At 42.9% G+C, this 25,266-nt stretch carries 19 protein-coding genes; 6 read left to right on the forward strand and 13 right to left on the reverse strand.

From position 1 onward, the window contains the following. From ENH88_RS08135 to agaR, 6 genes are all read right to left on the reverse strand, one after another. The coding region (locus ENH88_RS08135; RefSeq protein ID WP_304181509.1) for an elongation factor G at window positions 1–1,301 on the reverse strand (1,301 nt) is incomplete at its 3' end. 145 nt (window positions 1,302–1,446) lie between these two features. Further along, window positions 1,447–2,619, reverse strand: a complete 1,173-nt coding sequence (gene nagA, locus ENH88_RS08140) for an N-acetylglucosamine-6-phosphate deacetylase (RefSeq protein ID WP_304181510.1) — start codon at window positions 2,617–2,619, stop codon at window positions 1,447–1,449. Next, window positions 2,616–3,545: an ROK family protein gene (locus tag ENH88_RS08145; protein ID WP_304181512.1), complete on the reverse strand. Its 930-nt coding sequence runs from the start codon at window positions 3,543–3,545 to the stop codon at window positions 2,616–2,618. Before ENH88_RS08145 ends, nagA begins: the two co-directional genes overlap by 4 nt. Beyond that, a complete protein-coding gene (locus tag ENH88_RS08150; RefSeq protein ID WP_304181514.1) occupies window positions 3,538–4,674 on the reverse strand; it encodes an SIS domain-containing protein in 1,137 nt (378 codons plus the stop codon). The genes ENH88_RS08145 and ENH88_RS08150 overlap by 8 nt, the downstream gene beginning before the upstream one ends. 17 nt (window positions 4,675–4,691) lie before the next feature. Next, on the reverse strand, window positions 4,692–5,975 hold the full coding sequence (locus ENH88_RS08155; protein ID WP_304181515.1) for a D-tagatose-bisphosphate aldolase, class II, non-catalytic subunit: 1,284 nt from the start codon (window positions 5,973–5,975) through the stop codon (window positions 4,692–4,694). Window positions 5,976–6,021: 46 nt separating this feature from the next. Continuing rightward, window positions 6,022–6,792, reverse strand: a complete 771-nt coding sequence (gene agaR / locus ENH88_RS08160; RefSeq protein ID WP_064666770.1) for a transcriptional repressor AgaR — start codon at window positions 6,790–6,792, stop codon at window positions 6,022–6,024. Window positions 6,793–7,056: 264 nt separating this feature from the next. Between agaR and ENH88_RS08165 the strand changes: the two genes are divergently transcribed. The 3 genes from ENH88_RS08165 to ENH88_RS08175 all read left to right on the forward strand — a co-directional run bounded on the left by ENH88_RS08165 (window position 7,057) and on the right by ENH88_RS08175 (window position 12,710). After that, window positions 7,057–8,430, forward strand: a complete 1,374-nt coding sequence (locus tag ENH88_RS08165; protein WP_304181518.1) for a Gfo/Idh/MocA family protein — start codon at window positions 7,057–7,059, stop codon at window positions 8,428–8,430. A gap of 96 nt (window positions 8,431–8,526) precedes the next feature. Further along, window positions 8,527–11,364 (forward strand): TonB-dependent receptor, encoded by a 2,838-nt coding sequence (locus ENH88_RS08170; RefSeq protein ID WP_304181520.1) that lies wholly within the window; start codon window positions 8,527–8,529, stop codon window positions 11,362–11,364. 53 nt (window positions 11,365–11,417) lie between these two features. Further along, window positions 11,418–12,710 carry a DUF3472 domain-containing protein gene (locus tag ENH88_RS08175; RefSeq protein ID WP_304181522.1) on the forward strand — a complete coding sequence of 431 codons (1,293 nt, stop codon included), beginning with the start codon at window positions 11,418–11,420 and terminating at the stop codon, window positions 12,708–12,710. Here ENH88_RS08175 and ENH88_RS08180 read toward each other — a convergent pair. The 7 genes from ENH88_RS08180 to ENH88_RS08210 form a co-directional block, all read right to left on the reverse strand. Continuing rightward, window positions 12,707–13,429, reverse strand: a complete 723-nt coding sequence (locus ENH88_RS08180; protein WP_304181524.1) for a response regulator — start codon at window positions 13,427–13,429, stop codon at window positions 12,707–12,709. The genes ENH88_RS08175 and ENH88_RS08180 overlap by 4 nt on opposite strands. A 92-nt stretch (window positions 13,430–13,521) precedes the next feature. Beyond that, window positions 13,522–15,144, reverse strand: coding sequence for an ATP-binding protein (locus ENH88_RS08185; RefSeq protein WP_304181525.1), 1,623 nt, complete (start codon window positions 15,142–15,144; stop codon window positions 13,522–13,524). A 24-nt stretch (window positions 15,145–15,168) separates the two neighbouring features. Next, window positions 15,169–16,710 (reverse strand): tripartite tricarboxylate transporter permease, encoded by a 1,542-nt coding sequence (locus ENH88_RS08190; protein WP_304181526.1) that lies wholly within the window; start codon window positions 16,708–16,710, stop codon window positions 15,169–15,171. 3 nt (window positions 16,711–16,713) lie between these two features. Further along, the gene (locus ENH88_RS08195; protein ID WP_304181528.1) at window positions 16,714–17,181 is read right to left on the reverse strand and encodes a tripartite tricarboxylate transporter TctB family protein; all 468 of its coding nucleotides are present in this window, start codon (window positions 17,179–17,181) and stop codon (window positions 16,714–16,716) included. An 11-nt stretch (window positions 17,182–17,192) separates the two neighbouring features. After that, window positions 17,193–18,095: a Bug family tripartite tricarboxylate transporter substrate binding protein gene (locus tag ENH88_RS08200; protein ID WP_304181546.1), complete on the reverse strand. Its 903-nt coding sequence runs from the start codon at window positions 18,093–18,095 to the stop codon at window positions 17,193–17,195. A gap of 93 nt (window positions 18,096–18,188) precedes the next feature. Beyond that, complete coding sequence (locus ENH88_RS08205) at window positions 18,189–19,430, reverse strand: OprO/OprP family phosphate-selective porin (RefSeq protein WP_304181530.1); 1,242 nt, start codon at window positions 19,428–19,430, stop codon at window positions 18,189–18,191. A gap of 216 nt (window positions 19,431–19,646) precedes the next feature. After that, the gene (locus ENH88_RS08210) at window positions 19,647–20,387 is read right to left on the reverse strand and encodes a substrate-binding periplasmic protein (RefSeq protein ID WP_304181532.1); all 741 of its coding nucleotides are present in this window, start codon (window positions 20,385–20,387) and stop codon (window positions 19,647–19,649) included. 365 nt (window positions 20,388–20,752) lie between these two features. Here ENH88_RS08210 and ENH88_RS08215 point away from each other — a divergent pair, with 365 nt between their 5' ends. From ENH88_RS08215 to ENH88_RS08225, 3 genes are read left to right on the forward strand one after another with little or no spacing between them, the layout of a single operon-like run. Then, a complete protein-coding gene (locus tag ENH88_RS08215; RefSeq protein WP_304181534.1) occupies window positions 20,753–22,030 on the forward strand; it encodes an efflux RND transporter periplasmic adaptor subunit in 1,278 nt (425 codons plus the stop codon). After that, window positions 22,027–22,782: an ABC transporter ATP-binding protein gene (locus ENH88_RS08220; RefSeq protein WP_304181536.1), complete on the forward strand. Its 756-nt coding sequence runs from the start codon at window positions 22,027–22,029 to the stop codon at window positions 22,780–22,782. The genes ENH88_RS08215 and ENH88_RS08220 overlap by 4 nt, the downstream gene beginning before the upstream one ends. A gap of 1 nt (window position 22,783) precedes the next feature. Beyond that, window positions 22,784–25,237: an ABC transporter permease gene (locus tag ENH88_RS08225; protein WP_304181537.1), complete on the forward strand. Its 2,454-nt coding sequence runs from the start codon at window positions 22,784–22,786 to the stop codon at window positions 25,235–25,237. Window positions 25,238–25,266 lie beyond the last annotated feature (29 nt).

Here is a 25,266-nt window from a genome sequence, read left to right on the forward strand (position 1 = left end):
AAAGATGGATCTTCTGCAACCATTTTACCGATAGCAACACCCATTTTCTCATTACCGCCTTTATCTTTAGGCTGTACAGCAATCGAGATTACTGGAGTTGGGAATACCATTGGCTCAAGTGTTACTGGGTGCTTAGGATCACATAGAGTGTGACCAGTTTGCACGTTTTTCATACCTACGATTGCAATGATGTCACCAGCTTGTGCGCTAGTTAATTCGTTACGGTCGTCTGCTTGCATCTCAACCATACGGCCAACACGCTCAGTTTTACCAGTAAACGCGTTAAGGATAGTGTCACCCTTATTAAGTTTACCTGAGTAAATACGTACGAACGTTAATGCACCAAAACGGTCATCCATGATCTTGAACGCTAACGCTTTAAATGGTTCATCTACAGATACAACTGCAAACTCGCCGTTTTCGTTACCTTCTTCATCCATAAGCGGTTGAGGATCAACTTCTGTAGGAGATGGTAAGTAGTCAACAACAGCGTCAAGTACTAATTGCATACCTTTGTTCTTGAAAGCAGAACCACAGTATGTAGGGAAGAAAGCAAGGTCACGAGTACCTTTACGGATACAACGCTTGATATCTTCTAAAGAAGGCGCTTCACCTTCCATATACGCTTCAAGCAGTTCGTCGTCTTGCTCTAGAGCAGTTTCAACAAGCATTTCATAGTATTCGTCAACTTTGTCTACCATGTCTGCTGGAACGTCTTCAATTGTGTAGTTCTCTGGAAGACCAGTTTCGTCCCAGATGTATGCTTTTTTAGTTAAAACATCAACAACACCACAGAACTCATCTTCGATACCGATTGGTAACGTCATGATTAATGGATTTGCGCCAAGTACTTTACGTACTTGCTCTGTTACACGGTAAAAATCAGCACCCATACGGTCTAATTTATTTACGAAAATAACACGTGCAACTTCTGATTCGTTAGCATAACGCCAGTTAGTTTCTGATTGTGGCTCAACACCACCAGAACCACAGAATACACCGATGCCGCCATCAAGTACTTTTAATGAACGGTATACTTCAACTGTGAAGTCAACGTGTCCAGGAGTATCGATAACGTTAAAACGGTGATCTTTCCAGAAACAGCTTACAGCCGCAGACTGGATAGTAATACCGCGCTCAGCTTCTTGTTCCATGAAGTCAGTTGTTGATTCACCATCATGAACCTCACCAGTTTTATGGATTTGACCAGTAAGCTTTAGGATACGCTCAGTAGTCGTGGTTTTACCCGCATCAACGTGCGCGAAAATACCAATGTTTCTGTACTTCGATAAATCTGCCATTATTTTACTCTTAATAAAGTCGAAAAATTATTCGGCGGGAGTATAGCATTACTTATAGCGAACATCACCATACATGTCGCTTAAAATGCAATCAATTTTATAATATTTTACTTTCTATGGTCTTTAACGCTAGTGACTGAACACTTTAGCCATTATTAGCGGTTCTCAAAAAGCACCTTTGACCTTTTACATAGGTCGCTTGAATAGTAAAATTGCTATCTAAAATAGCAAAGTTTGCGTGTTTAGTGGTTGTTAAAGAGCCTACTTCATCTGCAATATTTAAAAATTGTGCGGGTACAATACTGGCCATATTGATGGCTTCAAGTAACGCAACACTGCCTAGTTGGTGCATGTTTTTTACGGCCAGTTCAAGGGTTAATGTACTGCCAGCTAAAGAGCCCGAGGCTGTTCTCGCGACCCCATTTTCAACAAACACATCCATTTTTCCCAGCTTATATTGACCATCATTTAGACCACCAGCATTAATACAATCACTGATCAGAGCAATTTTTTGCGGGCCTTTTAGCTTATAAATTAACTGTAAAATCGCAGGGTGAAGATGCACGCCATCGGCAATCACTTCAACCAGTGCGTCATCATTCATTAATACTGCACCAGCACAGCCAGGGTCACGATGATGAATGCCACGCATGCCATTAAAAACATGCACCCCACCGCAGGCACCATGCTCAAGCGCGCTTTGAGTTTGTTCATAATTGGCATCACAATGCCCCAACATCACTCTAATACCTTGCTCGGTAAGAAACTTGATTAACGCATTGGCTCCGGGCTTTTCTGGCGCCAACGCAACCACTTTTAAGCTGCCATTGGCTGCATTAATCATCGCTTCTAAATGCGATTGTGATAGCTCTAAAAAGTAATCTTGATTGTGCGCGCCTTTGTGAACTTCACTGAAAAACAACCCCTCACTATAACCACCAAGCACCTGTGCACCACTGGGTTGCTGTACATATGCCTGACCAATTACACTCATAGCATTAAGTGTTTGTTGCCAATCGGTGGTCACTGTCGTTGCTAAAAAACCCGTTACGCCATGCTCTGCAAGTGAGCAAGAGATAGTTTCGATACTACTCATTTTACAATCAATCACATCACAGCCTTCACGACCATGAATATGTAAATCAATTAAGCCGGGAATAATTGCAGCATCGCCATAATCATAAACAGGCAGATCAGCTTGCGGGGTTTGGGTAAAAGCACTGATACGGCCCTTTTCTACCAGCATTACGTGCTCCTTGAGCACCCGATCTTGACAATAAATCGCAGCCGCCTTGACATAAAATGCTGACTCACTCATGACAATCCCCCAACTTGCTGTTTTGCTAAAATAGCCGCGCCGCGCGCACCACTGGCGTCGCCAAATTCAGCAAGCACTATTTTCGGCACCCGAATACCTGTAAAAACGTACGGTGTTATTGCTTCCTCAAGCTTATCCATTAACTCGCTCACCAACGACATACCACCACCAACCACGATCACTTCAGGATCATAAGCCATAATAATTGCCGCAAACGTACTGCCAATCAAATCCAAATAACAGGCAAAGCTTTGTTGGCAAAATACGTCGCCTTTTCTGAGCCCTTCAACAATCTCAAAAGTAGTTAATACTTCGCCAGAAAAATGCTGGTAAATTCTTGCTAAGCCTGGACCTGCGATATAACTTTCAACACAGCCAGTTAAACCACAGCCGCACTTTAAAATAGGCAACTGATACTTTTGCTGCAACACGGCAGACAGTGCATAGTGGCCATATTCACCGGCAATTCCTTGAGCGCTTTTATACAATTTACCGTCAATGCATAGCCCACCACCGGCACCTGTACCAAGAATTGCACCGAACACCCGGGTATGCTGCAAGCCAACGCTGCTGCGCGCTTCAGAGAGGGCAAAACAACGACAATCGTTTTCAATAGTAACCGGGCGATTTATTAACTTAGCTAAATCTTGCGCGGCATTTTTACCTGTTGCGTGAGGCACGTTAGCCGACAGTACTTGTTGGTTTGCGTTGACGATGCCAGGCATACCAATCCCCACCGCACCGCGACACTGGTATTTATGATCTGCACTTACAATCATCTCCACTAGCGCAGTTAAAAAATCTTGATAACTATTTTGCGGGGTCGCAATACGCGATGATTCAAGCTGCTTTAAGGTGGCGTCAAACACCGCCAGTTCAATTTTGCTGCCACCAATATCAATGCCATAAATATACTGCTTAGTCATTAATATCACCTTGCTTAAGCGGGTAAATTGTCACCCCTTGCACTACCCGGTTGACCTCTCCGGTTGGGCACGGATTATCAACCGTAATGCCCAATTGCCATGCTTTATAAAAAGAGATGATTTGCGCGCACACCATATAATATAAGCCATTAAATACATCGTCTAATTGCTGCATCAGCGCGTCATCTGGAAGCGCTAAGGCATGCACTTCAATAGCCTTATTATCGCTACGTAACTCATTCAACAAATCACTATCGTACTGCTTGGTATAGTTATTAGTTGAGCCAAATAAAACAATTAAGGTTTTATCATCAACCAATGATTTGGGGCCGTGACGAAACCCAAGTGGCGATTCAAAATATCCCATAACTTGGCCCGCACTTAATTCCAATAATTTTAACGCTGATTCTTGTGCATAACCCTTTAACGATCCTGCACCTAAATACACCAAGCGATGCATAGGCAGTTCAGCTAATTCTTTTAGCTTAGCTAATTTAGCAGGGATATTTTTTTCCACCGTCTCTGCAATGCTTAAAATAGCGTCATCCGCATCACTAAACACTGCAATACTTGCGATCAGCATCGAAGTAAAACTACTGGTCATTGCAAAGCTTTGATCGAGCGTTTGCGCTGGCATTAACAGCGAAAAGCAATTTTCATGCTGTGCCGCTTGCTGATTAAGCGCGCCATCTCGGTTACAGGTAATAAACAGATGGGCGCAATGCGTCACATAGTTATTCACCACATCAACAGCGGCAACACTTTCAGGGCTATTACCCGAGCGTGCAAACGACACTAATAAAGTTGGCCTGTTTGGCTGTAAATACTGCTCAGGGCAGGCAACAAGCTCTGTGCTGCTAACACTTCGACAAGTAATATCCAATTGTTGATTTAAGTAACCAACCAGCGCCTCTCCAACATACGCAGAAGTACCGGCACCGGTAAAAATAATTTGCGCATTTGGCTTATCTAATACACCCGCAAGCCAACTATCTAGCTGGGTTCGTGCTGCTTTGACTATCGCCAGTGTTGCTCGCCAACAATCGGGCTGCTGCATAATTTCTTTTGCAGTCCATAAACTATTTTTAGCTTCTAAAAGGGTTTCATCAATTGCTAAATAACTAGACATTACTACCTCACTTACGTCTATTGTTGTTTGAAACACGCATCTGCGTAGCGACTGGTTACTTGCATGATGTGATGAAGTACCAAAGATTTGGGGCTGTTTTCTAAACCATTATTACGCACAGCTAAGTACTGCAATGGCATATATTGACTTAGTAGCGGCAGTGGGATTGGTTGTTTTTGTAAGTTACTAAATAACTTATCAACGGCAGCTTGATTGCCTTGTTGCCCCCAGTAATAACGAATGCGATCACTAAAACTAAAGCGACGATAGAGCTGTTGCACTGATTTATCAACCTGATAAAAACGCTGCCAGTTTTTCGGAAATTGCTGCATATCAGCATCAATAACGGTACGTAAATGTGAGCATTGCTCGGTGTCTAACAACGCATCTTCAATATGGCTTAATGCAAATAATACCTCGCGCAGAGCAAAGGTAAGCTCTGGGCCCACTTTTAAAATCGCAAAGTGGTCATTCACTAATTGTTGATACGCGATGGCCGTTTGATAATCGGTGGAGTGTGCTTCAAAGGCAATGCCATCAACGGTCTTTATATATTGCTTTAGCTGCTGCGCTTTACTGCTATCGTAATCAAATACTTGGGTATTATCGAATTCCACACCAGGCTGCACAACTAAACCAACTACGCGCTGCCAAGCAGCTGATAAGCCTAGCTGTAAAAATGCTTCGTGATGCAGCGCCAATGTACTTGCAACATGCTCAGTTTCTGTGACTGCAAGCGTATCAATATGCTCATCGGCACCACCTGGCGGCGGTACTTCGGTACCAACAACATAAACTAAGTCACTGTGACCAAACCTAGCTAATGCGGTTTTTTCAGCCACCGCACACAGCTGCGCCGCACGCGTTGCAACTGTTTCATCGGCTAAAATAAGCTCATCATCGGCGCAGCGCATACTGGTATCTAAATGAATTTTTTTGAATCCTGCGCCGACATAACTGGCGATCAACTGCTCAGCCTTTTGCATCGCAGGTTCTGCGTCCTCATCACACCAACACACGGGACCTAAATGGTCACCACCAAGGATCAACTTATCAACCGCAAATTCTTGCTTTGTCGCAAGCTGCTCAATAAATGCCATAAAATCCGCAGGCAACATACCCGTATAACCACCAAACTGATTGACCTGATTAGCGGTTGCTTCGATTAATAAATAACTATTATCTTGTTTGGCTTGCAATATGGCAGCTTCTAGCACCAATGGATGAGCCGAACAAACGGCATAGATCCCCTGTTTTTCGCCGCGTTTATTCGCTGCGATTAATTGCTGTAATATCGTCATTGCAAGCCTCTATATTGGTTAATCTTTGTATAATTACTATGGAAAATTAAAGGTCAATTATGTGTAGCTGAACACCGGCATTTTCGAGGGCGGTTTTAATATCGGCTGGAATGCCGCTGTCCGTCACTACTGTATTTACTTCACTGGCAGAAATAATTTTATGTACCCCTTTACGATTAAATTTACTCGAATCGGTGACAACAATGATCTCTCGTGACACTTCGCACATCACTCGATTTAACAAGGCTTCAAGCTCAAAATGCGTAGTAATGCCAATATCTTTCTCAAAACCATCAACGCCTAAAATCAACTTATCAAAGTGATATTGCTGCAAGTGTTGTTCGGCTTGACGACCATAAAAAGACAGTGACTTTTTACGTAATGTGCCCCCCGTCATTAGCACTTCAACAGAGGAGGCATTGAGTAACGAATGCGCGACATTCAAGCCATTGGTCATCACCACAACACCATGATGATTGGTTAAGTTTTTAGCGACTTCTTCTGTCGTAGTGCCAGAATCTAAAATGATCGATTCACCATCTTTAATTAAGCTTGCGGCAAATTTACCTAAGCGCTCTTTAATACCGCGATTGGCATCATGTTTTTCTTTTAATGACAATTCTTGAGTCAGCCGATTACTGGCAACCGCTCCACCACGGGAGCGTACCAACAAGCCCTTTTCATCCAGCTCATTTAAGTCGTTCCGGATTGTCACCGTTGAAACACCAAACAACTGAGCAAGCTCAGGAACCTGTACACGCTCTTGCTTGAAAACCAATTGCACAATTTCATGTCGTCTTTCGATAGTGTTAAGCATGCCCGCTCTCTTTCATAATTAACTTTCATTCATTGTACGCAGCTTTCGTTTACTTTCAATTCAATTTTTTTACATTTCACCTCAAATCGCCAAATAGATAAATAACCAATTGAAATAAAACAATTTAAAATATATAAATAATTAAACACAGAAACAGATGAAAGCAAACGAAAGATTTTTATCTTGCATTGCTATTTCCTTGCGTGTACAAATAAAAGCCTGTGAAAACAAATTTACAAATAATCAACACATAAGGGCACTATCATGGGCGATCTAAACCGCAGACGATTTCTTCAATCTATGGCCGCAATTGCAGCAACCAGCGCAGCGTTAGGATGTACCTCCACAACCAATGCCAACTCGATGCTAAAAACAGCAACCCAAGGGCGTTCAACACTTGGCTTAACCGTACCTAAAATGGCTGTAGTCAGAGTCGGCTTTATTGGTGTGGGTGAGCGTGGTGTTGGTGCTGTTAAGCATTTTTGTCATTTAGATGGCGTTGAAATCAAAGCAATTTGTGATACTCATCAGGCCGTTGTAGACAGGGCGGTGAAGATTGTTGTCGATAAAGGTTTTAAAAAACCCGATACCTACGGCAAAAACGACTATGATTATCGCCGTATGCTAGAACGCCAAGATATTGATATTGTAATAATTTCAACACCATGGAAATGGCATACACCAATGGCCGTGGATACCATGGAAAGTGGTAAGCATGCTTTTGTTGAAGTGCCTGCAGCAGTGACCGTTGAAGAAGCATGGCAACTAGTCAACACTTCTGAGCGCACCCAAAAGAACTGCATGATGTTGGAAAATGTCTGTTATGGCCGTGATGAACTAATGGTGTTGAATATGGTTCGCCAAGGTATTTTTGGTGAATTATTGCACGGTGAAGCCGCATATATCCATGAATTACGCTGGCAAATGAAAGAAATTGACCATAAAACCGGTTCTTGGCGTACACCTTGGCACGCGGCGGTTGATGGTAATTTATACCCAACGCATGGCTTAGGCCCAGTTTCACAATATATGAATATCAATCGTGGCGATCGGTTTGACTACATAACGTCAATGAGCTCACCGTCATTAGGGCGTGCAGCGTACGCTAAAAAAGAATTCCCCGCAGATCATAGTCGCAACAAGTTGAACTACATTGCTGGCGATATGAATACCAGCATCATTAAAACGGTGAAAGGTCGCAGTATTATGGTGCAACACGATACCACCACTCCACGCCCTTATTCTCGTCATAACTTAATTCAAGGTACTAACGGTGTGTTTGCAGGTTTCCCTAACCGTATTGCCCTTGAGCAAGGTGGCAGTAAAAGCTACCACGAATGGGATTACGACATGGCTGATTGGTATAACAAATACGATCACCCGCTATGGCAAAAAATGGGCGCGGAGGCTGAGCGTAACGGCGGCCATGGCGGCATGGACTTTTTGATGTTTTGGCGGATTATTTTTTGCCTACGCAATGGCGAACCACTTGATCAAGATGTGTATGACGCTGCCGCATGGTCGGCTGTATTTCCGCTTTCTGTTGATTCTGTTGCCGATCGCAGTAACAGCAAAGACTTCCCTGATTTCACCCGTGGTCTTTGGCAGCAAGCTAAACCACTTGGCATTATTTCGTAATTAACCTCACGCGTGTTGGAGAAAAATACACTCAACACGCGTGGCAATAACTCAATAAAAAAACAACCATCAACAAGTAAAATACAGGTAACTATTATGAAAGCACAACTAAAACTGTCCACCCTGTTTTTGTCCATGAGTGCCATCTTCAATGGCACTGCACTGGCTGCTGAAGAAGACAAAAAAACAACAAAAGAAGCCGAAGCAGAGCAAGTCGAAGTAATCGAAGTCAGAGGTGTTCGCTCGAGTATTAAAGAGTCCCTGTATTTAAAGCAACAAGCTGTGGGGGTTATGGATGCTATCGTTGCGGAAGATATTGGTAAATTCCCAGATCAGAACATTGCCGAGGCATTGCAACGGATGACAGGGATTGCCATTACCCGTAACGGTGGCGAGGGGCAAAATGTTACCGTGCGCGGTTTAGGGGGTGACTACAACGTCACCACAGTTAATGGCCGGCGTATGGCATCAGAGCATTCTAGCCGGAACTTTAATTTTGATTTAATCGCCCCCGAAATAGTGCAATCCCTCGAAGTATACAAATCTCCACAAAGTAAAACACAAGAAGGCGGCATTGGCTCAGTTATCAATATCAAAACCCGCAAACCTTTGGATTTAGATGGCTTTACCTTATCAGGCAGCGCTAAAGGCATTTATGAAGAACGCACTGGCGACATTAACCCACAAGCTTCGTTTTTAATTAGCGACACCTTTTTGGATGATACTTTTGGCGCGCTCTTCACTGCCGTTTATTCTGAGCGCACACAACGAGCAGACTCTTATGAAGGTGAAGGTTTTTATGATCCAGACGAGAATGTTGATGTGCGCATCCCAATCGACAGTAACGGTAACGGCACGCTTGAAGATAACGAGCAATCATACCCGTCAGTTATTCCAGGCTACGTACGTTATTCAAATTGGCAAGATACGCGGGAGCGACTGGGTGCAAGTTTAGCATTGCAATGGCGCCCGTCAGACAGTGTGGATGTTAACTTTGACAGCATGTACTCACAATACGAAACCAATGGTGAGCAATATCAAATTTCATTTGTAACCTATGATGAATCTTGGACGCCGGGGATCCCCGCTATCGGGGAAGTAAAGTTCAATGAAGACGGTAACGCTAATTATGTAGAACTAGTTGATGGCGCCATGGCTGAGCTGTTAAATGTGTCTGTACCTCGTAATACAGATACCTGGCAGTGGGGTTTTAATACCGTTTGGTATGCAACAGAGAGCTTAACGGTTGATTTAGATATTTCACAATCACAAGCTAAAAATGTCAGCAATGGTAATAATCGTTTTATTGTGGCCCGTGGCTTTGTTGATGGCATCACAATCGACCAAACCGGTAGCAACATGCTGCCAGATGTGACCATGACCCCAGCACTGAGTGCCGAGCAACCTTTTGGTGCGCATTACAGCTACAACTACGGCACCGATGTGAAAGACAAAATAGAAGAAATACGCCTAGCAGCAACTTACATCCCCTCTTTTGAACTCGTGAAAGATGTGCAATTTGGCCTACACTACGGCAAACAAACCAAAGAACGCAGTGTCTTTAAATCTAAAAATGCGTCCATGTTCAGTAATGGTGGCGCTTATTTTAAAAACTCAGAATACGACAGTTTTGACGACTCAAGTGTTGAAGAACTTGGCGGCTTAAACTTATTTCGCTTACCTGCGGATGTACTCGTACCAGCAAACTTTGATAATTTCTTAGACGGTGAACCGGGTAAACACCCAGATCCATGGGCAAGTTTTGATTACGATAAACTGTATGCTTTTTATGAGTCAATAAACGCGCAAGCAGCGCAAGACAAAATTGTTGCAAAAAACAGTCCTAATGATTCTTTTGCCCTGACAGAGCAAACCTTAGCCGCTTTTATTGAAACGAATCTGCAAGGTGATTTAGGCAAGCTGCCTTTTGCGCTTAACATGGGCGTAAGGGTGATCCAAACTGATGTTTCTTCTGATGGCTATACGTTTGATGTTGATAACGTGCGCTACAATGTAACCGAAAAAGATGGCGTACTAAGCTACCGTGTTGATGGCGAAATTGAAGATTACTATACCCGCTCGACCACGGAAGAGAGCTACACCGACGTACTACCAAGCTTAAACTTTAAATTAAATTTGCGTGATGACTTACTCTATCGTTTTAGTGCAGCTAAAGTAATCACACGCCCAAATCTTGGCTACTTATCACCGTATAGTTATTTAGATTTTAATAATGCCGAATACCATGCCTCAAACCCAGGGATTAAACCACTGAGAGCCAATCAAATAGATACAACCATCGAATGGTACTTCTCAGACTATGGTGCGCTAACCTTTGCTGCTTACTATAAAGACATTGAATCTGTGATAGCGCGCGGACGAGTAGGCACTGCACAAGTGGGGAATTACTTTAAAGATGGGGTCGCAGTAGAAGGTCCTATTTTTACGAAAATTTCACCAACATCGGAAAAAGGCGCAACTATTTTAGGCTTTGAAACAGCTTATCAACAGTCTTTTGACGAAATACTGCCAGCACCATTTGATGGCCTGGGTGTACAAATAAACTATACTTTCACAGACAGCAGTTATGACGATGAAGAACTCAATGATCTGCCATTTGTGGGGATGTCTGAACACTCGTATAACGCGGTTATTTATTATGAAAAAGGTGATTATCAAACCCGTATTGCTTATAACTGGCGCGACGATTACTTAGTCTATCCTGATGCTTGGGGCGGCCCAGAATGGGCGGCAGACTACGGCCAATACGACTTCAGTGCCAGCTACAATATCACAGAAAAAGTGCGCGTTGATTTAAGCGTAACCAACTTAACCAATGAAAGACAGTGGTCCTATGTCAAAACGGAAGAGCAAATTCGTCGCTTAGCACGCTATGGCCGCTCGATTAGCCTTGGCTTTTCAGCATCATTTTAAGCATAGCAATTTATATTAGCGCCGTTTGTCGGCGCTTTTTTATGGAGCTCACTATGAGAGTTTTACTATTTATTAGTTCATTAATATGGACTTCATTTTCGCCATTTGCAGCGGCAAACCAAACCACGGATTACTTTATTCCCAGTTATGGTAATAGTGCCACTAGCCATAGCATTGCAGCAAATAAAAAACTGATTAGCGACCTTGGTATTACGCACTGGCAAGACTCTACAGTATTAGTCAATCACTACTTTTATCTGCCAACAACAGCTGCTTTTAATTTAAAGTTGCGGGTAAAAGTTACTGGCGATCGCAGCCAACTTAAAGTCGATTTTAATCAACAAAGCCAGATGATCACGCTCACTAATCAGCAATTTCAAGATATCGAGCTTGGCGAGTTTCTACCAGATCAAATCGGCTACCAACAGTTACAACTTACCGGTATTGCTAAAACAGCTGACACCTTTGCTGATATTCAAGGGCTTATTGTCACGCTAGATAAAGATTCGGCGGCACCTTTGTATGTAAAAGATGATATTTATTGGGGTCGTCGCGGGCCTTCTGTGCATCTAAACTACCCCATACCTGATACGACTAAAAACTATCAATGGTTCTATTCAGAACTCACGGTACCACAAGGCTATGATCGTCAAGGCTCGTATTTTATGGCCAATGGCTTTGCTGAAGGTTACTTTGGTATGCAAGTAAACTCTGCCACTGAGCGCCGGATATTATTTTCAGTATGGAGCCCTTTTCAAACCGATGATCCTGCTGCTATCCCTGTGGAAATGAGGATTCAACAATTAGCGAAAGGTAACAATGTATACACTGGTAAATTTGGTAATGAAGGTTCTGGCGGGCAAAGTTATTTAGTATTCCCTTGGCAAGCAGAGCAAACCTACCGTTTTTTACTGAAAGTAAACCCGACTGAAAACCTTGCTAATCATACCGATTACAGTGCTTATTTTTATGATCCTATCGCCGCAAAGTGGCTGTTCATTGCCTCATTTAGACGCCCAAGCACCAGTACCTATGTAGCACGACCGCATAGTTTTTTAGAAAACTTTATCCCTGATGCAGGTCAATATGAACGCAAAGCGCGATACAGTAATCAGTGGCTCAGAGATACTCAAGGTCAATGGCATGCGCTTAATAAAGCAATATTTAGCTATGATGCAACAGCAGCTAAACAGGCGCGAATGGATTATCAAGGTGGTAGTGAAGGTAGCGGATTTTACTTACGCAACACTGGCTTTTTTACTGGTCCAACAAAACTACATAGCGAGTTTGAACGCCCAGTTAGTCAAGCGCCGGAGATAAACTTAAGCGCTTTGCCAAATAACTAAGTCATTTTATAGCAACGTTCTGGCCGACCTATGCTGCCATAGCTTTGGTCGGCACTGACTTGCTCTGCCTCTAGTAAATACTCTAGATAGCGGCGAGCCGTCGAGCGACTTACCCCAACTAAATCACCCATTTGCTGTGCGGTAAAGGGCGTTTTTTTGTGCTCTTTAAAGGCATCAATAATCTTTTTTAAAGTAAGCTGATCAACCCCTTTCGGCAGTCTAACCGGTGCTTTACTTTGTTCGCTTGAGCCAAATAACGTATCTACCATAGATTGCGTCACTTCATTCGCATCCGAGAAACACTGCTGGCGTGACTCAAAACGTGCTAGCGCTTGATCAAGTCGATTAAGCATGAGCGGTTTAACCAAAAAGTCGCAGGCGCCTAGCTGCATGGCCTTTTCAAGGGTTTCGACTTCTTTGGCAGCGGTCAGTAGCATCACTTCACTTTTAATTGAGCGCCTGCGTAAGTCGGTTAATAACTCAAGGCCATTGCCATCTGGTAGATGAATATCAAGCAAGATCAAATCTGGCTCTATCGCCTGTAATAGCGCGGTAGCAGTACTGAGGTTTGCTGCAATACCCACAACCTGATACTGACTTTGACGCAAGCTTTGCCGCGCAGTTTGATGCCCCGCAACGCCATTCGGTAAAAGCAGGTATTGAGCAAGAAGCTGTGCAACTTCGAGCTCATCTTCGATGATCACTACTGAATATGTCATTTTTTATTACTCATTTTTAGCGTTGCAATGTTAGCCCATTTACTTTTATTGTTGTTTGCTTGGCCACTGCTTATTACCCACATTACAGGCTGTTATTTTGGGATATAGACACTTAATCGCGCGCCTTGTAAATCTGACTCACCAATTTCTAAACTACCACCACAGGAATCTAAGTTAGTTTTCACTAAATATAAACCAATACCATGTTCTGCACCGCTTTTAGAACTATATTGTGGGGTAAAAATCACCTCGTGGTCGCTCCCCAAGCCAAAGCCACTGTCTTCGACATCAAACAATAAGGTTTGACTCGTTTCATCAACCGTGACTCGTACATGAGGTTCTCGCTCTTTACTGGCTCTGATCGCCGCATCAATGGCGTTATCGATTAAGTTGCCTAAGATTGATACTACGCGCTCTAACATTTCAGTACGTGCGATGGCACCGAGTAAACTTTCTGGATTTAATTCTAATACCACGTTTAACTCGCGGGCTTTATGGTATTTACCTACCAACAAACCAGCTAACACAGGATCTTGGATACGCTCTAACAAATGGTGAATTTGTGCTTGTGAACCTTGGCTTTCTTGACCGATTAATTCGATTGCCTGCTCATTTTTGCCCATTTGAATAAGTGCGCCAATTAAGTTGAGCTTGTTCGAATAGTCATGGGTTTGCACTCTTAACAGCTCAGCAAATGCTTGCACTTTGGTCAGCTGCTGGCTTAAATATTCCAGCTCATCGGCTGGGCGCAGAGTAAGTAAAATACCATCCGCCTGCCCTTGTACTTGCAATGAAAAACGCGAGAGTACCAAGCGTTTATCCGCAGCAAACAGCTCAAAGCCGACCATTTTACGGCGCTGGTTGCGCAGTAAAAACTCAGCATGCTCAGGCAATAAATCCTTCAGAGTTAATGACTGATTAATACAGGCAACCGGTTTATCTAAAATTTCGCAGGCGCGTTGGGTCAGTTTGCGTACTCGGCCATCAGGATCAAGTGCAATAACACCACTGCGCATGGTATTTAAAATAGCGTCTTGCTCTGAAAACAACCTCGCAATTTCGTCGGGTTGCAAACCAAAAATAGCATTTCGTACTCGCTGACCAATAAAAATAGCGGCTATAATACTCAAAACAACTAACAGCAAACCCCAAATCATAATTTCAACAATCCGCGCACGGATCAACGGCTCAATCGATTGCACTAAAAAGCCCACCGAGACTAAACCAATAATATTTTGTTGCTCATCGTATACTGGCACTTTACCGCGAATGGATTCACCTAAGCTACCCTGTGCCACTGAGATATAACGCTCACCTCGCAGCGCGGCTTGACTATCACCACCCACCATTCGTTTGCCCAGTTTATTGCTATCGGGATGAACAATTCGATGGGCATTTTGATCGCCAATAACAATAAAATCTGCGCCAGTAAGCTGACGCAGATTTTCTATTTCTTGGTTAATTACCACCAAGTTACTGGGGTTTTTTAATGCTTTAACAACATCATCGCTTGATGCGATACTGGTTGCCACAGCAAGTGCTTTATCACCAATGTGATTATGCAAACTTTGCACAGTAATTTGATACACCAAGCCGCCAAATAACACTGCTTGTAATACACATAGCCCCGTCACCCAAATTATTAACCGCGTTTCTAAACGCTTGGGCTTTTTAACTATGTTTTGCAACGGATTTTGCTTCTTGGTGTCAATCATTAGTTACCTCAGCTTTAAGCTCAATTACGCATGCTCTTGCTTCGCTTTAACTGCGGCTTTATCGGCACGGCGCTGAGTTATAAAGTCTTTTAATGGAAATAACAACACTAATAATGAGATAACAAAAATACTCAATGTTAGTGGGCGTTCCCATAAGAAACTTAATGAACCATCAGAGATCATCATTGAACGGCGGAAGTTACGCTCGATCATATCGCCTAAAATAAAGCCTAGTAGTAAAGGTGCCATTGGGAAAGCCAGCAATCGTAATACCAGCGCCACCACAGCAAAACCAACCATCATAAATAAATCAAAAGTATTAAAAGAGACTAAATACACGCCAATTAAGCTGAAGAACAAAATCATAATGGTTAATACTGATTTTGGCATCGCCAATACTTTTGCAAAATACGGTATCAAAGGTAGGTTTAAAATAAGTAATACGATGTTACCAAAATACATACTAACAATAACAGACCAAAATACACTGGGGTTTTCTTGCATTAACATTGGTCCTGGTTGAATACCATAAGCAATTAATGCCCCCAACATAATGGCGGTAGTGCCAGAACCCGGGATACCCAAAGTTAACAATGGTACAAAAGAACCGGTACAGGCTGCGTTATTAGCTGACTCTGGTGCCGCTAAGCCGCGTAATGAACCTTTACCAAACTTCTCTTTTAAGCCTTTAGGCGCTAAATTACGCTCTGTAGCATACGCCATAAAGCTGGCAATAGTTGCGCCCGCACCAGGTAATACGCCGATGATAAAACCAAGAATTGATGAACGGCCTACTGTAGGTGCCATCTCTTTTATTTCTGCCTTGGTCAATTTAGTTGAGCCAATTTGTGGGGTGTCTGAATCATTGATGCTCTTGATTTCTTTTTTCTCTGGGCGCACCACGTTGATTAGCGCCTCTGCTAATGCAAAGGTTGCCATTGCCACTAATAAGAAACTAATACCATCAAGTAAATCTGCTTGGCCGAAGGTAAAACGCTCTGTGCCTGATGATGGATCAATACCTACAGTGGCTAGCATTAAGCCGAACACTGTCATCATCATGGCTTTTAAAAACTGGCCTTTATTCGAAAAAGCAGCAATCGCTGTTAAGCCTAAAAACATCAGTACTACATAATCAGGAGATTGAAAACTCAGTGATACTTTTGCCAATAAAGGCGCAGCAACCATCAATAAAATAGCGCCAACTGTTCCGCCGATAAAGGAGGAATAAGCTGCAATCGCCAGTGCTTTACCAGCATGACCTTGCTTAGCCAACGGGTAGCCATCAAAGGAAGAGGCAACCGTGCCGGCAACCCCTGGGGCATTGATCAAGATAGATGATGTTGAACCACCAAAAATCGCACCGTAATAAACACCAGCCATTAAGATCATGCCAGAATCGGCACCGATGCTATAAGTAATGGGGATCATTAACGCTATTGCTGTAATAGGCCCAAGACCCGGCAGCATGCCGATAAAGGTACCAACAAAACACCCCACTATGACATACAACAAATTGTTCCAGTCGAGTACGGTCGACAAACCCAGCATAATTCCATCAAACATAACTTAACTCCACAGGTTGCCAGGAACCAAATAAATACCGAGTACTTGGGTCATTAAAAACCAAAACACCACAGCAACAGGAATAGAAGCCAACAATAAAATGCTCTTGCGACGCTCTCCCATAACAAAAAAGCCAACTAATAAAAACACACTGGTTGATATTAAAAAGCCAATTGGCTCAAGCGCTGCGCTATAAACCACCATCAATATCAGCAAGCCAAATGTTCTTAGTACATTTGATTTTTCAAGTACATCATCTGCAGCTGTTTTTTCTGTTGGTTTAAGTAAAGTAGCCCCGATTGAAAGTAAGCAAACAATAATACCAAATGCTGCATATACCTTAGGTAAAGTAGCAGAGGTCACTGTTTCATACTCTTCAAATGGGAGTAACGGAATCTGCCATGCAACGATGGCGTAGAGGGTAAATAGCGCCAAGAATAAACTTGGCCCTAGTAGTTCGCGATTCAACATAAAAGCCTCGATTAACGTAACGTACGAATAAAGCCGAGTTCTTCCATAACAACTTTAAGCTGTGCTTCTTGCTGCTCAAGTGACTTTATAAATTGATCTTTTTCTTGGAATAAATTTAACCAACCATTACGTGCACGGACCACTTCCCACTCTGGGGTGGTTTGTAGTTTACGTAGCTTCTCGGTGTATTCTGCAAGTTTGTCGGCTGGTAAATTAGGTGCGGCAAAAAAGCCACGCCAATTTACAAACTCCATGTCATAACCAAGTGACTTCAACGTTGGAATTTGTGGGTAATCTGGGAGTGCCTCACCAGAGGTCACAGCTAAAATGCGTGCTTGACCACCATTGGCAACTTCTAGCGCTTCACTTAGCCCCGTTGAAAGTAGGTTAACTTCACCAGATAACAAGCCCGCTTTTGCTTTACCGCCTGCATCATAAGGAATATAGCGCAGACGACGACCATCAATACCCGCTGCTTTAACTGCTTGCGCTGCAACTAAGTGATCCATGCTGCCACGTGCCGAGCCACCAGCCACTTTTACAGAGCTTGGATCTGCTTTCATTGCTGCGATCACATCCTGCCAGGTTTTAAATGGCGAATCGTTACGTACTACAAACGCACCGTAGTCAGCAATCATACTGGCAACTGGAGTTAAATCACGGTAGCTGTAAGGAATTTTACCGGTTAATGCCCGCAACACGATAGGTGTTGAGTTAACCATTAAAATGTCACCTTTCTTAGTGCCAGACTCGATTAAATAAGCGATTGCACGGCCACCGCCGCCACCCGACATATTTTGAAATGACGCATTGTCCTCAATACCTGATTTCACTAAGCCCTCGCCAACACCACGCGCTGTGGTGTCCCAGCCGCCACCAGGGCCGCCCGGTACTAAAAAGTGAATGTCAGCCATAGCAAATGGGCTGCTTAGTACTAGCGATGCAGCTAGTACTGTAGTTTTAAAAGATTTAAATGATTTTTTAACTAAGTTCATATCAATTTACTCCTAAAATAAATACTGCATACGCGCACTAAAGCCCATACCTGAATCTTCATCACCCACTAACGCAGTTGCGCCTGGGGCCTCTACATCGCTGTAGATCAGGTTACCCATAAATTTGATTTTGCTGGTTAAATAATAATTGCTACCTAAGGTGTAGGTTGTTACTTCGGTGCCTTGGGTGCTACTTGTTGCATCCATTTGTGATACTCGTGCCACAAGCTCCCACGCATCTTTAATGCCTTTAGGCTGTACAAATAAGGCTGAACCGGCTTTGTATTGACGTTGCTCACCACCTAAAAAGTAGCTCGCTGAAACATGAAAACCATCATAACGCTCGCCATCAAGCGGGTCGGCGCCATTAACAGCATCGAGCGTGCGGCTAGCGTATTCTGCTTCTAGCGTTAATGCATCGGCTTGATACGCAAACTCAAGACCGCTTTGCGACAAGCTATCTAATGCCACTGCATTACCACCCACCGCATAATCAACAAGACGTACGTTGGCTTCACGTATTTCACCACGCGCAAAACGCGCACCTAGCTCGTTACCGCCCATATCACGGTATGAATGCCACGCACCTAAGTGGAGCACATCGCCAGGAGCTGCTTTTGACCAAGTAACACGTCCCGTTGCAGCGAGTGTTAGTTGATCATCTTCGTCATGACCCGTCGCACCAAAGGCATCATTTTTATAAACACCAACGGCATAACGCAACCCACTGTCTTTCAAGTATTGAGACGCCGACACCCCCCAACGGAAGAACGGCGAAAAAGTATTGGCTAGCGTACTGCGCTCAATAGTATTGGTATGCTTAGAGCTGGTTAAGCCATTTAAGGTGATATCTTCACGGATTTTACCCGCTTTAATTTTTAGACCATTCTCGAAATTATAACGAACGCGAGCCATCACGATTTCTGCTGTGCCTTCAGCAAACTCAAGCAGTAACTTGTGATCCCAGTTACCATGCTCACTTTCAACATAAGTACGGATACGACGCGGAAAGAAATCGCTACCTGCATCGCCATTGTTATCGGCGTTATATGCGCCATTGAAATAGTTGTAGTCAAGCTGAACGCGACCACCAAACTCTAAATTAAAGCCGCTAGACCTCTTTAGCGTAGCGACTTCTTTTTGTAGCTCATCCAGTTGCTGTTGTAATTTTTCAGTATCGGTGGCTGCGAATGCTGAGGTACTTGCTAGCGCTGCTGCAATGGCCAAAGCCAATTGTGTGTTACTTGCTTTCATTATTTTCTCCACACCTGTGTATGATTTTGTTGTCAGTAGATGAGCGACTGCAATCTGCTATCTATCATCGAGCATAGTGTTAACGCTTGATTAACGAAATGTTTAGAAGTTAAGTTTCATTGATGTTTGTTTCGCTCTTTTTAACCATAAAAACCATGGCCAATATGAACAAAATAATAAGTTGATATGCTTAACCAGAACTCTGGTTATTTAGTATTATTCTATTTCCGTGGTGATTTTTTCAGTTTCAGCCAATAACAACAGGTCTAACTGTTGGCGCTGCTCTTCTGTTAAAATTGGATTTTTGCGGCTAAAAATAAAAAACACAGGATCTCGTTGCACTAAATAGGGATGCATTAGAATGGTGCTTAATTTTTGTTCACGAATAAAGTATTGACCAGCTAACTCATTTTCAATGCTGATATCACCGTGTTCTCGGCTCAACATCACGAGTCGCTGACTCATAGTTGCAACACTTTGAAAGTTATCTCTAAAGGAAGGCTCAGAACGGAGGTAGTCAATTTCAGGGCCTGCATACTGGCCAGTATCGAATAAAATTAACGGTTCCAACTTTAGTAATTCAATCAGAGTATGCTTTTTTAAAAACTCAGCCTTATTGATAAATAGCCGCTGTACATTATCTCTGTAACTTAACGAGTAAATAGCAGAGCGATTCTGTGCATCCGTGTATTGAATGCCCATCATCATATTGATTCTTCCCATCGCTAAATACCGCTTTGCACGCTCTACATTGGGCATTTCAACAAATTCAAAGCAGACCCCCACGGCTTGTAATACTTTGCGGGCTATATCAACGTCGATTCCCTCATAGCGGTTGTCTTGTAGGTAGCTATAAGGGGGAGAATTGTTTATAACCGCTATTTTTACCGTCGTATTACACTGTGCAAATAGTGAGTAACTAAACAGTAAGCAATAGCAAACAACTAGCTTTATCATAGGCTACCTATCAGTCAGAAAGTTGAAACCGTAAGTTATTGAGCTTTTGTTGTGAATGAAAGTTATGTAAAACATAACCCGACAAAATTGGAAAAATTACTTGCAGCCCAGCAACCAAACATACACCTGTCTTTAAAAGGTAGACCGCTAAGATTGTTTTTCCAAATAAAATAATCGCAAGTACTTCTCCAACAAATGGGTGGCTTTGATATAGCAGTTAAGTTTCCCGCTATTGTTGTGGCTTCCCATTAATGGGAAGTTTCATCAACAACAAAAAAATAAATAGCTTTTATTTCATACATTTAATATTGGCACATTACTCGCTTTAGCCTCCTTAACTATTTTAAAAGCCAATGACCAATACCATGGATATAGACAGCACTCTAAAACGTCGTAATAAACCAATATCACCTAAAAAACTCATTATTGGCTTAGTACTCGCTGGCTGTATGCTAATCATCTTCGCTTTACTGCAATGGTTTTCACCGCACACATTGGCGGCTAATCAACTGCAAATAGCCACCGTAACTCAAGCTGATTTTGTAATAAAAATACGTGGCTTTGGCCGTTTAAAATCAAAGTATCAGCGTTATTTAACCAATACCGATAGCGCCATGGTCGAAGCTATTCATGTATACCCCGGCACCCGCGTCAATAAAGACACGGTTATTTTAACTCTGGTAAATCCACTGCAAGCGCAGCGTTTATCAGTCGCACGGCTCGAATTAGCAAGACAAAAAGCCAGCGCTAACGAACAAATAATCAATCACAAAAGTCAGCTATTAGAGCGCCAAGCAAGCCTGACTATTTTAAAAAGCGAGCTTGAAAGTGCCCAACTGCGTAGTGATGCCGAAAGTAAATTAATTGAGCAAGGCATTGTTTCCAGTCTTGATTACAAACGCAGTTTATTAACCGTTAAACAGCTAGAGCAACGCATTGAAATTGAACAACAACGTTTAGTCCAATTAGCCGATATGCACCATCAGCGCAGCAAAATCCAGCAAGAACTGTTAAGCCAATTTGCATTAAACTTTCAAGTGCAACAACAAGCCTTTGATGATTTACAAATCACCGCAGGCATTGACGGCATGCTGCAAGAGCTGAATGTTGAGCTTGGTCAAAACCTGACACCGGGTACACGCCTCGCCATAGTAGGCTCAGATACTGCCCTCAAGGCTGAACTTAGTGTGCAACAAAGCGATGCAGAAAAAATAGCTTTAAATATGCCAGCAAGAGTAAACACGTTTAGCGCGGGTAAGAGTAGCGAAGTAATCGCAACTGTCAGCCGTATTGACCCTATCGTCACTGATGGCCGCGTGATGATAGAGCTTGATTTAACAGGTTCGTTGCCAGCTAATGCACGCCCCGATTTAAGTATTGAAGGCTATGTAATAAGCCACGTTATACCCAATGCACTAACCATTAACTTACCCAGCAAAGCGCAAGCTGATACTGACGCTACGCTTTTTAAACTCAACCCGACTACCCATTTAGCACACCCCACGCAAATTGAATTTGGTACACTCAGTGATAACAAAATTCAACTGCTGAGCGGCGCTAAGGTGGGTGAACAGCTGATCATTTCAGATCTCTCTAAATGGCAGCATTTGGCAACTATAAAAATAGCACAGGAAAGTTTATGAACACCAATACACTTATCTCATTAAACAATATCGCCAAGGTTTATCGCAGCCAGAATGTTGAAACCTACGCCTTAAAAAATATCGACCTGAGCATCAACCAAGGCGATTATATTTGCATTAGTGGCCCATCAGGTTGTGGTAAATCAACGCTGTTATCTTTACTTGGCTTGCTAGACAGCCCTACCGAGGGGCAATATTTTATTAAAAACGTCGATACCAAAACCCTCGATATGGACCAACAGGCAGAGCTGCGTAACTTACATATTGGCTTTATTTTTCAGTCATTTAATTTAATTGATGAACTCTCAGTGTTTGATAATGTAGCGCTGCCGCTAACCTATCGCGAGCCTGCTATGAGCCAAGCTGATATGCAAAACGCAGTAAAGCATGCTCTTGATGAGGTTGAAATGGGCCACCGCGCTCAACATAAACCGAATCAGCTCTCTGGTGGTCAACAACAGCGTATTGCTATTGCCCGCGCTCTTGCCGGTAAGCCAAGCATTTTACTGGTCGATGAGCCAACCGGTAATCTTGACTCTAAAAATGGCGATGCAGTGATGGACTTACTTGATGCACTGAATCAAAAAGGCACCACTATTTGCATGGTAACCCATGATTTACGTTACGCAGGACGCGCAAAAACCCAGCTTAAACTACTCGATGGCGAAATTATCTCGTATTCGCAAGCGCGCCAAGATGCACACGCTGAGAATACCAGCGCTGTACCCGCTGATACTGCCGAGGTGATTTAACATGAGCCGTTTAACTAAAACACGCAGTCAATTGCGCTTAGCGTGGGCATCATTAATGAACGCACCGGGGTTTGTTACCGCCGTTGTTGCCACCTTGGCGCTCACTCTCGCGACATTATTTGTAGTGCTAAGCCTAGTAAATAGTTACTTTTTAAAACCCCTTGATGTATTTGACGAAACCCGCATGGTGGTGGTTGAGCAAAGCCTAACCTATGACGATTACGATGCGGTTGGCTTTCAAAGTTACCAATCAATCGTACACTGGCTTAAAAACAACCAAAGCTTTGAGCAAGCTTTTATGATGAATGCTGATGAAATGGTATTTAAAAGTATTGCCGGCGAACCAAAAGAGGATGCACTGTATGTGGGCGCTGAGTACTTTGAACTATTACACACCCCCTTTATTTTAGGACAAGGCTTTAAAAAAGCTGACACTTTAGAGCACAGTGACGACAGTATAGTAATTTCAGAAAAATTCTGGCGTCAGCATTTTAACAGCGATCCTGATGTGCTCGGCAAAACCTTACAAACGGCAGGCGGTGTTGATGGCTCAAGTTATACCATACGCGGTGTAGTTTCAGGCGATTTTAGCCCTCCTTATATGATCAAAGCAGGATCTGTAGAAGTATGGCTGCCAACAAGCGCCGACAGACGATTTTTCCATAATGATGACTGGCAAAGCCCGTGGACCAACACGTTTAGAAACTTAAAACTGATTGCAGTATTAAAGCCTGGCGTCACTAACGAGCAAGTAAAAACCGACTTAAAAGCCCAAATTGATAACATTAAATCTGAGTGGCTCAATAATGGCGGCATTACTGATGTAAAGCCCGTTGTAACACCGTATCGTGAAGTTGAGCTTGGCAATAACGATCAACTTAGTTTAATGATGCTTGCAGGCGCGGTGGGGCTATTGGTCATCGCTGTACTGAACGTCAGCACCTTGTTTTTTTCACGCGCATTAGCCCAACATAAAACCTTAGCGCTGCAAGCCGTACTGGGCGCAAAACGTAAAACCTTATTTAACAGCATTTTACTGCAATCGCTTATTTTAATGACTATATCGGTCAGCATTGCACTGTTTTTATCTATTTGGGGCATTCGATTATTCAAAGTACTTGCAGAAGGACGCTTGCCACTGGTGAACAGCTTGGCTGTTGACCTTAATTTGGTGCTGATAGCGGTAGTTATGTGTATTGCTTTAGCGTACATATTCTCAGTGATCACTGCACGTTTAGTTAACTACAAAACCTTAAATAGCCAAATGCAAAACAGTGGCAAAGGCGGCGTGTCGCAAGTATCTGGTCGTACTGTGCGTATACTAATTGGCACACAAATGTTTGTGGCAGCCTTATTAGTTAGCTTTTCAATTATGATTGTTAGCAAAGCACTCGACACCATTAATCGCCCACTGGGTAGTGACACTGAAAACCTGTACTTTGCACAGTTATTTCAAACCAATAACAATGCAACACTGGCTGAGCGCTACGAGCAAATTAAGCAGTATCAAAAAGTATTACAAAATAGCGAAGGCATTAAGGATGTTGCTCTTGGGCAAAGCCCAGTATCCGCAAGGCAAAATGCCAATACCCTGACCGATGTTGCAGGTAAAAGCTCAATCTTCTTCCCAAGCCAGTGGGTCGGCTCTGATTACTTTGACTTAGTGGGCACAAAAATACTCGCTGGGCGTACTTTTAGTGAGCAAGCAATTCGCGGTGAAACTAACGAGCTGTTGGTATCTATCAGTGTCGCTAAATGGCTATTACCCGATCAAGAGTACACAAATATTTTAGGTAAAAGCTACAAAGGGTTAGAAGATAAAATGTTTGAGATTGTCGGGGTAACAGAAGATTTTAACCATCCTAAATATTATGATGAATCATTTGGTCGGCACATGTGGTGGCCCGCACAGCCTTGGAGCTATATGTTTGTTATTGAAACAGAGCAAGGTGTTGAGCTTACTAGCAAGCAAGTTTTAAGTTTATTAAGAAAAGCCAATAGTCACTTAACGTTATGGCAGTTTAGAGACTTGCAACAAGAATATGACGACTTACTTTATATGAGCCATCTAACCGTTGCACTGTGTAGTACCTTGGCATTATTTACTTTATTATTAGCGGCAATAGGCATATTTGGCGTGCTGAGCTATAACCTAGGCCTGCGCCGTTATGAGTTTGGTATCCGCATGGCGCTCGGCGCTAAAAAAGTCCGCTTATTTAAATTAATGAGTAAAGAGGCCGTTATTCCTGTGCTGGTTGGCTTTGCCCTTGCAATAATAATCGTGTTTGCGGGTTATTTTATACTTCAAGAACAGCTAATCTCATGGCTAATCATGGATGTCCGGCTGCAATTAATGGCATGGACAATTACCTTAATGATTGCCATGATCGCGTGTTTTAGGCCATTATTACTGTTAATTAAAGCAAAACCTATGGCCGCGCTTCGTAACGACTAAGCGAGTATTGTTTACCAACCAAGCAAAAG

This window comes from Pseudoalteromonas prydzensis, from assembly GCF_011050055.1.
Classification (GTDB): domain Bacteria; phylum Pseudomonadota; class Gammaproteobacteria; order Enterobacterales; family Alteromonadaceae; genus Pseudoalteromonas; species Pseudoalteromonas prydzensis_A.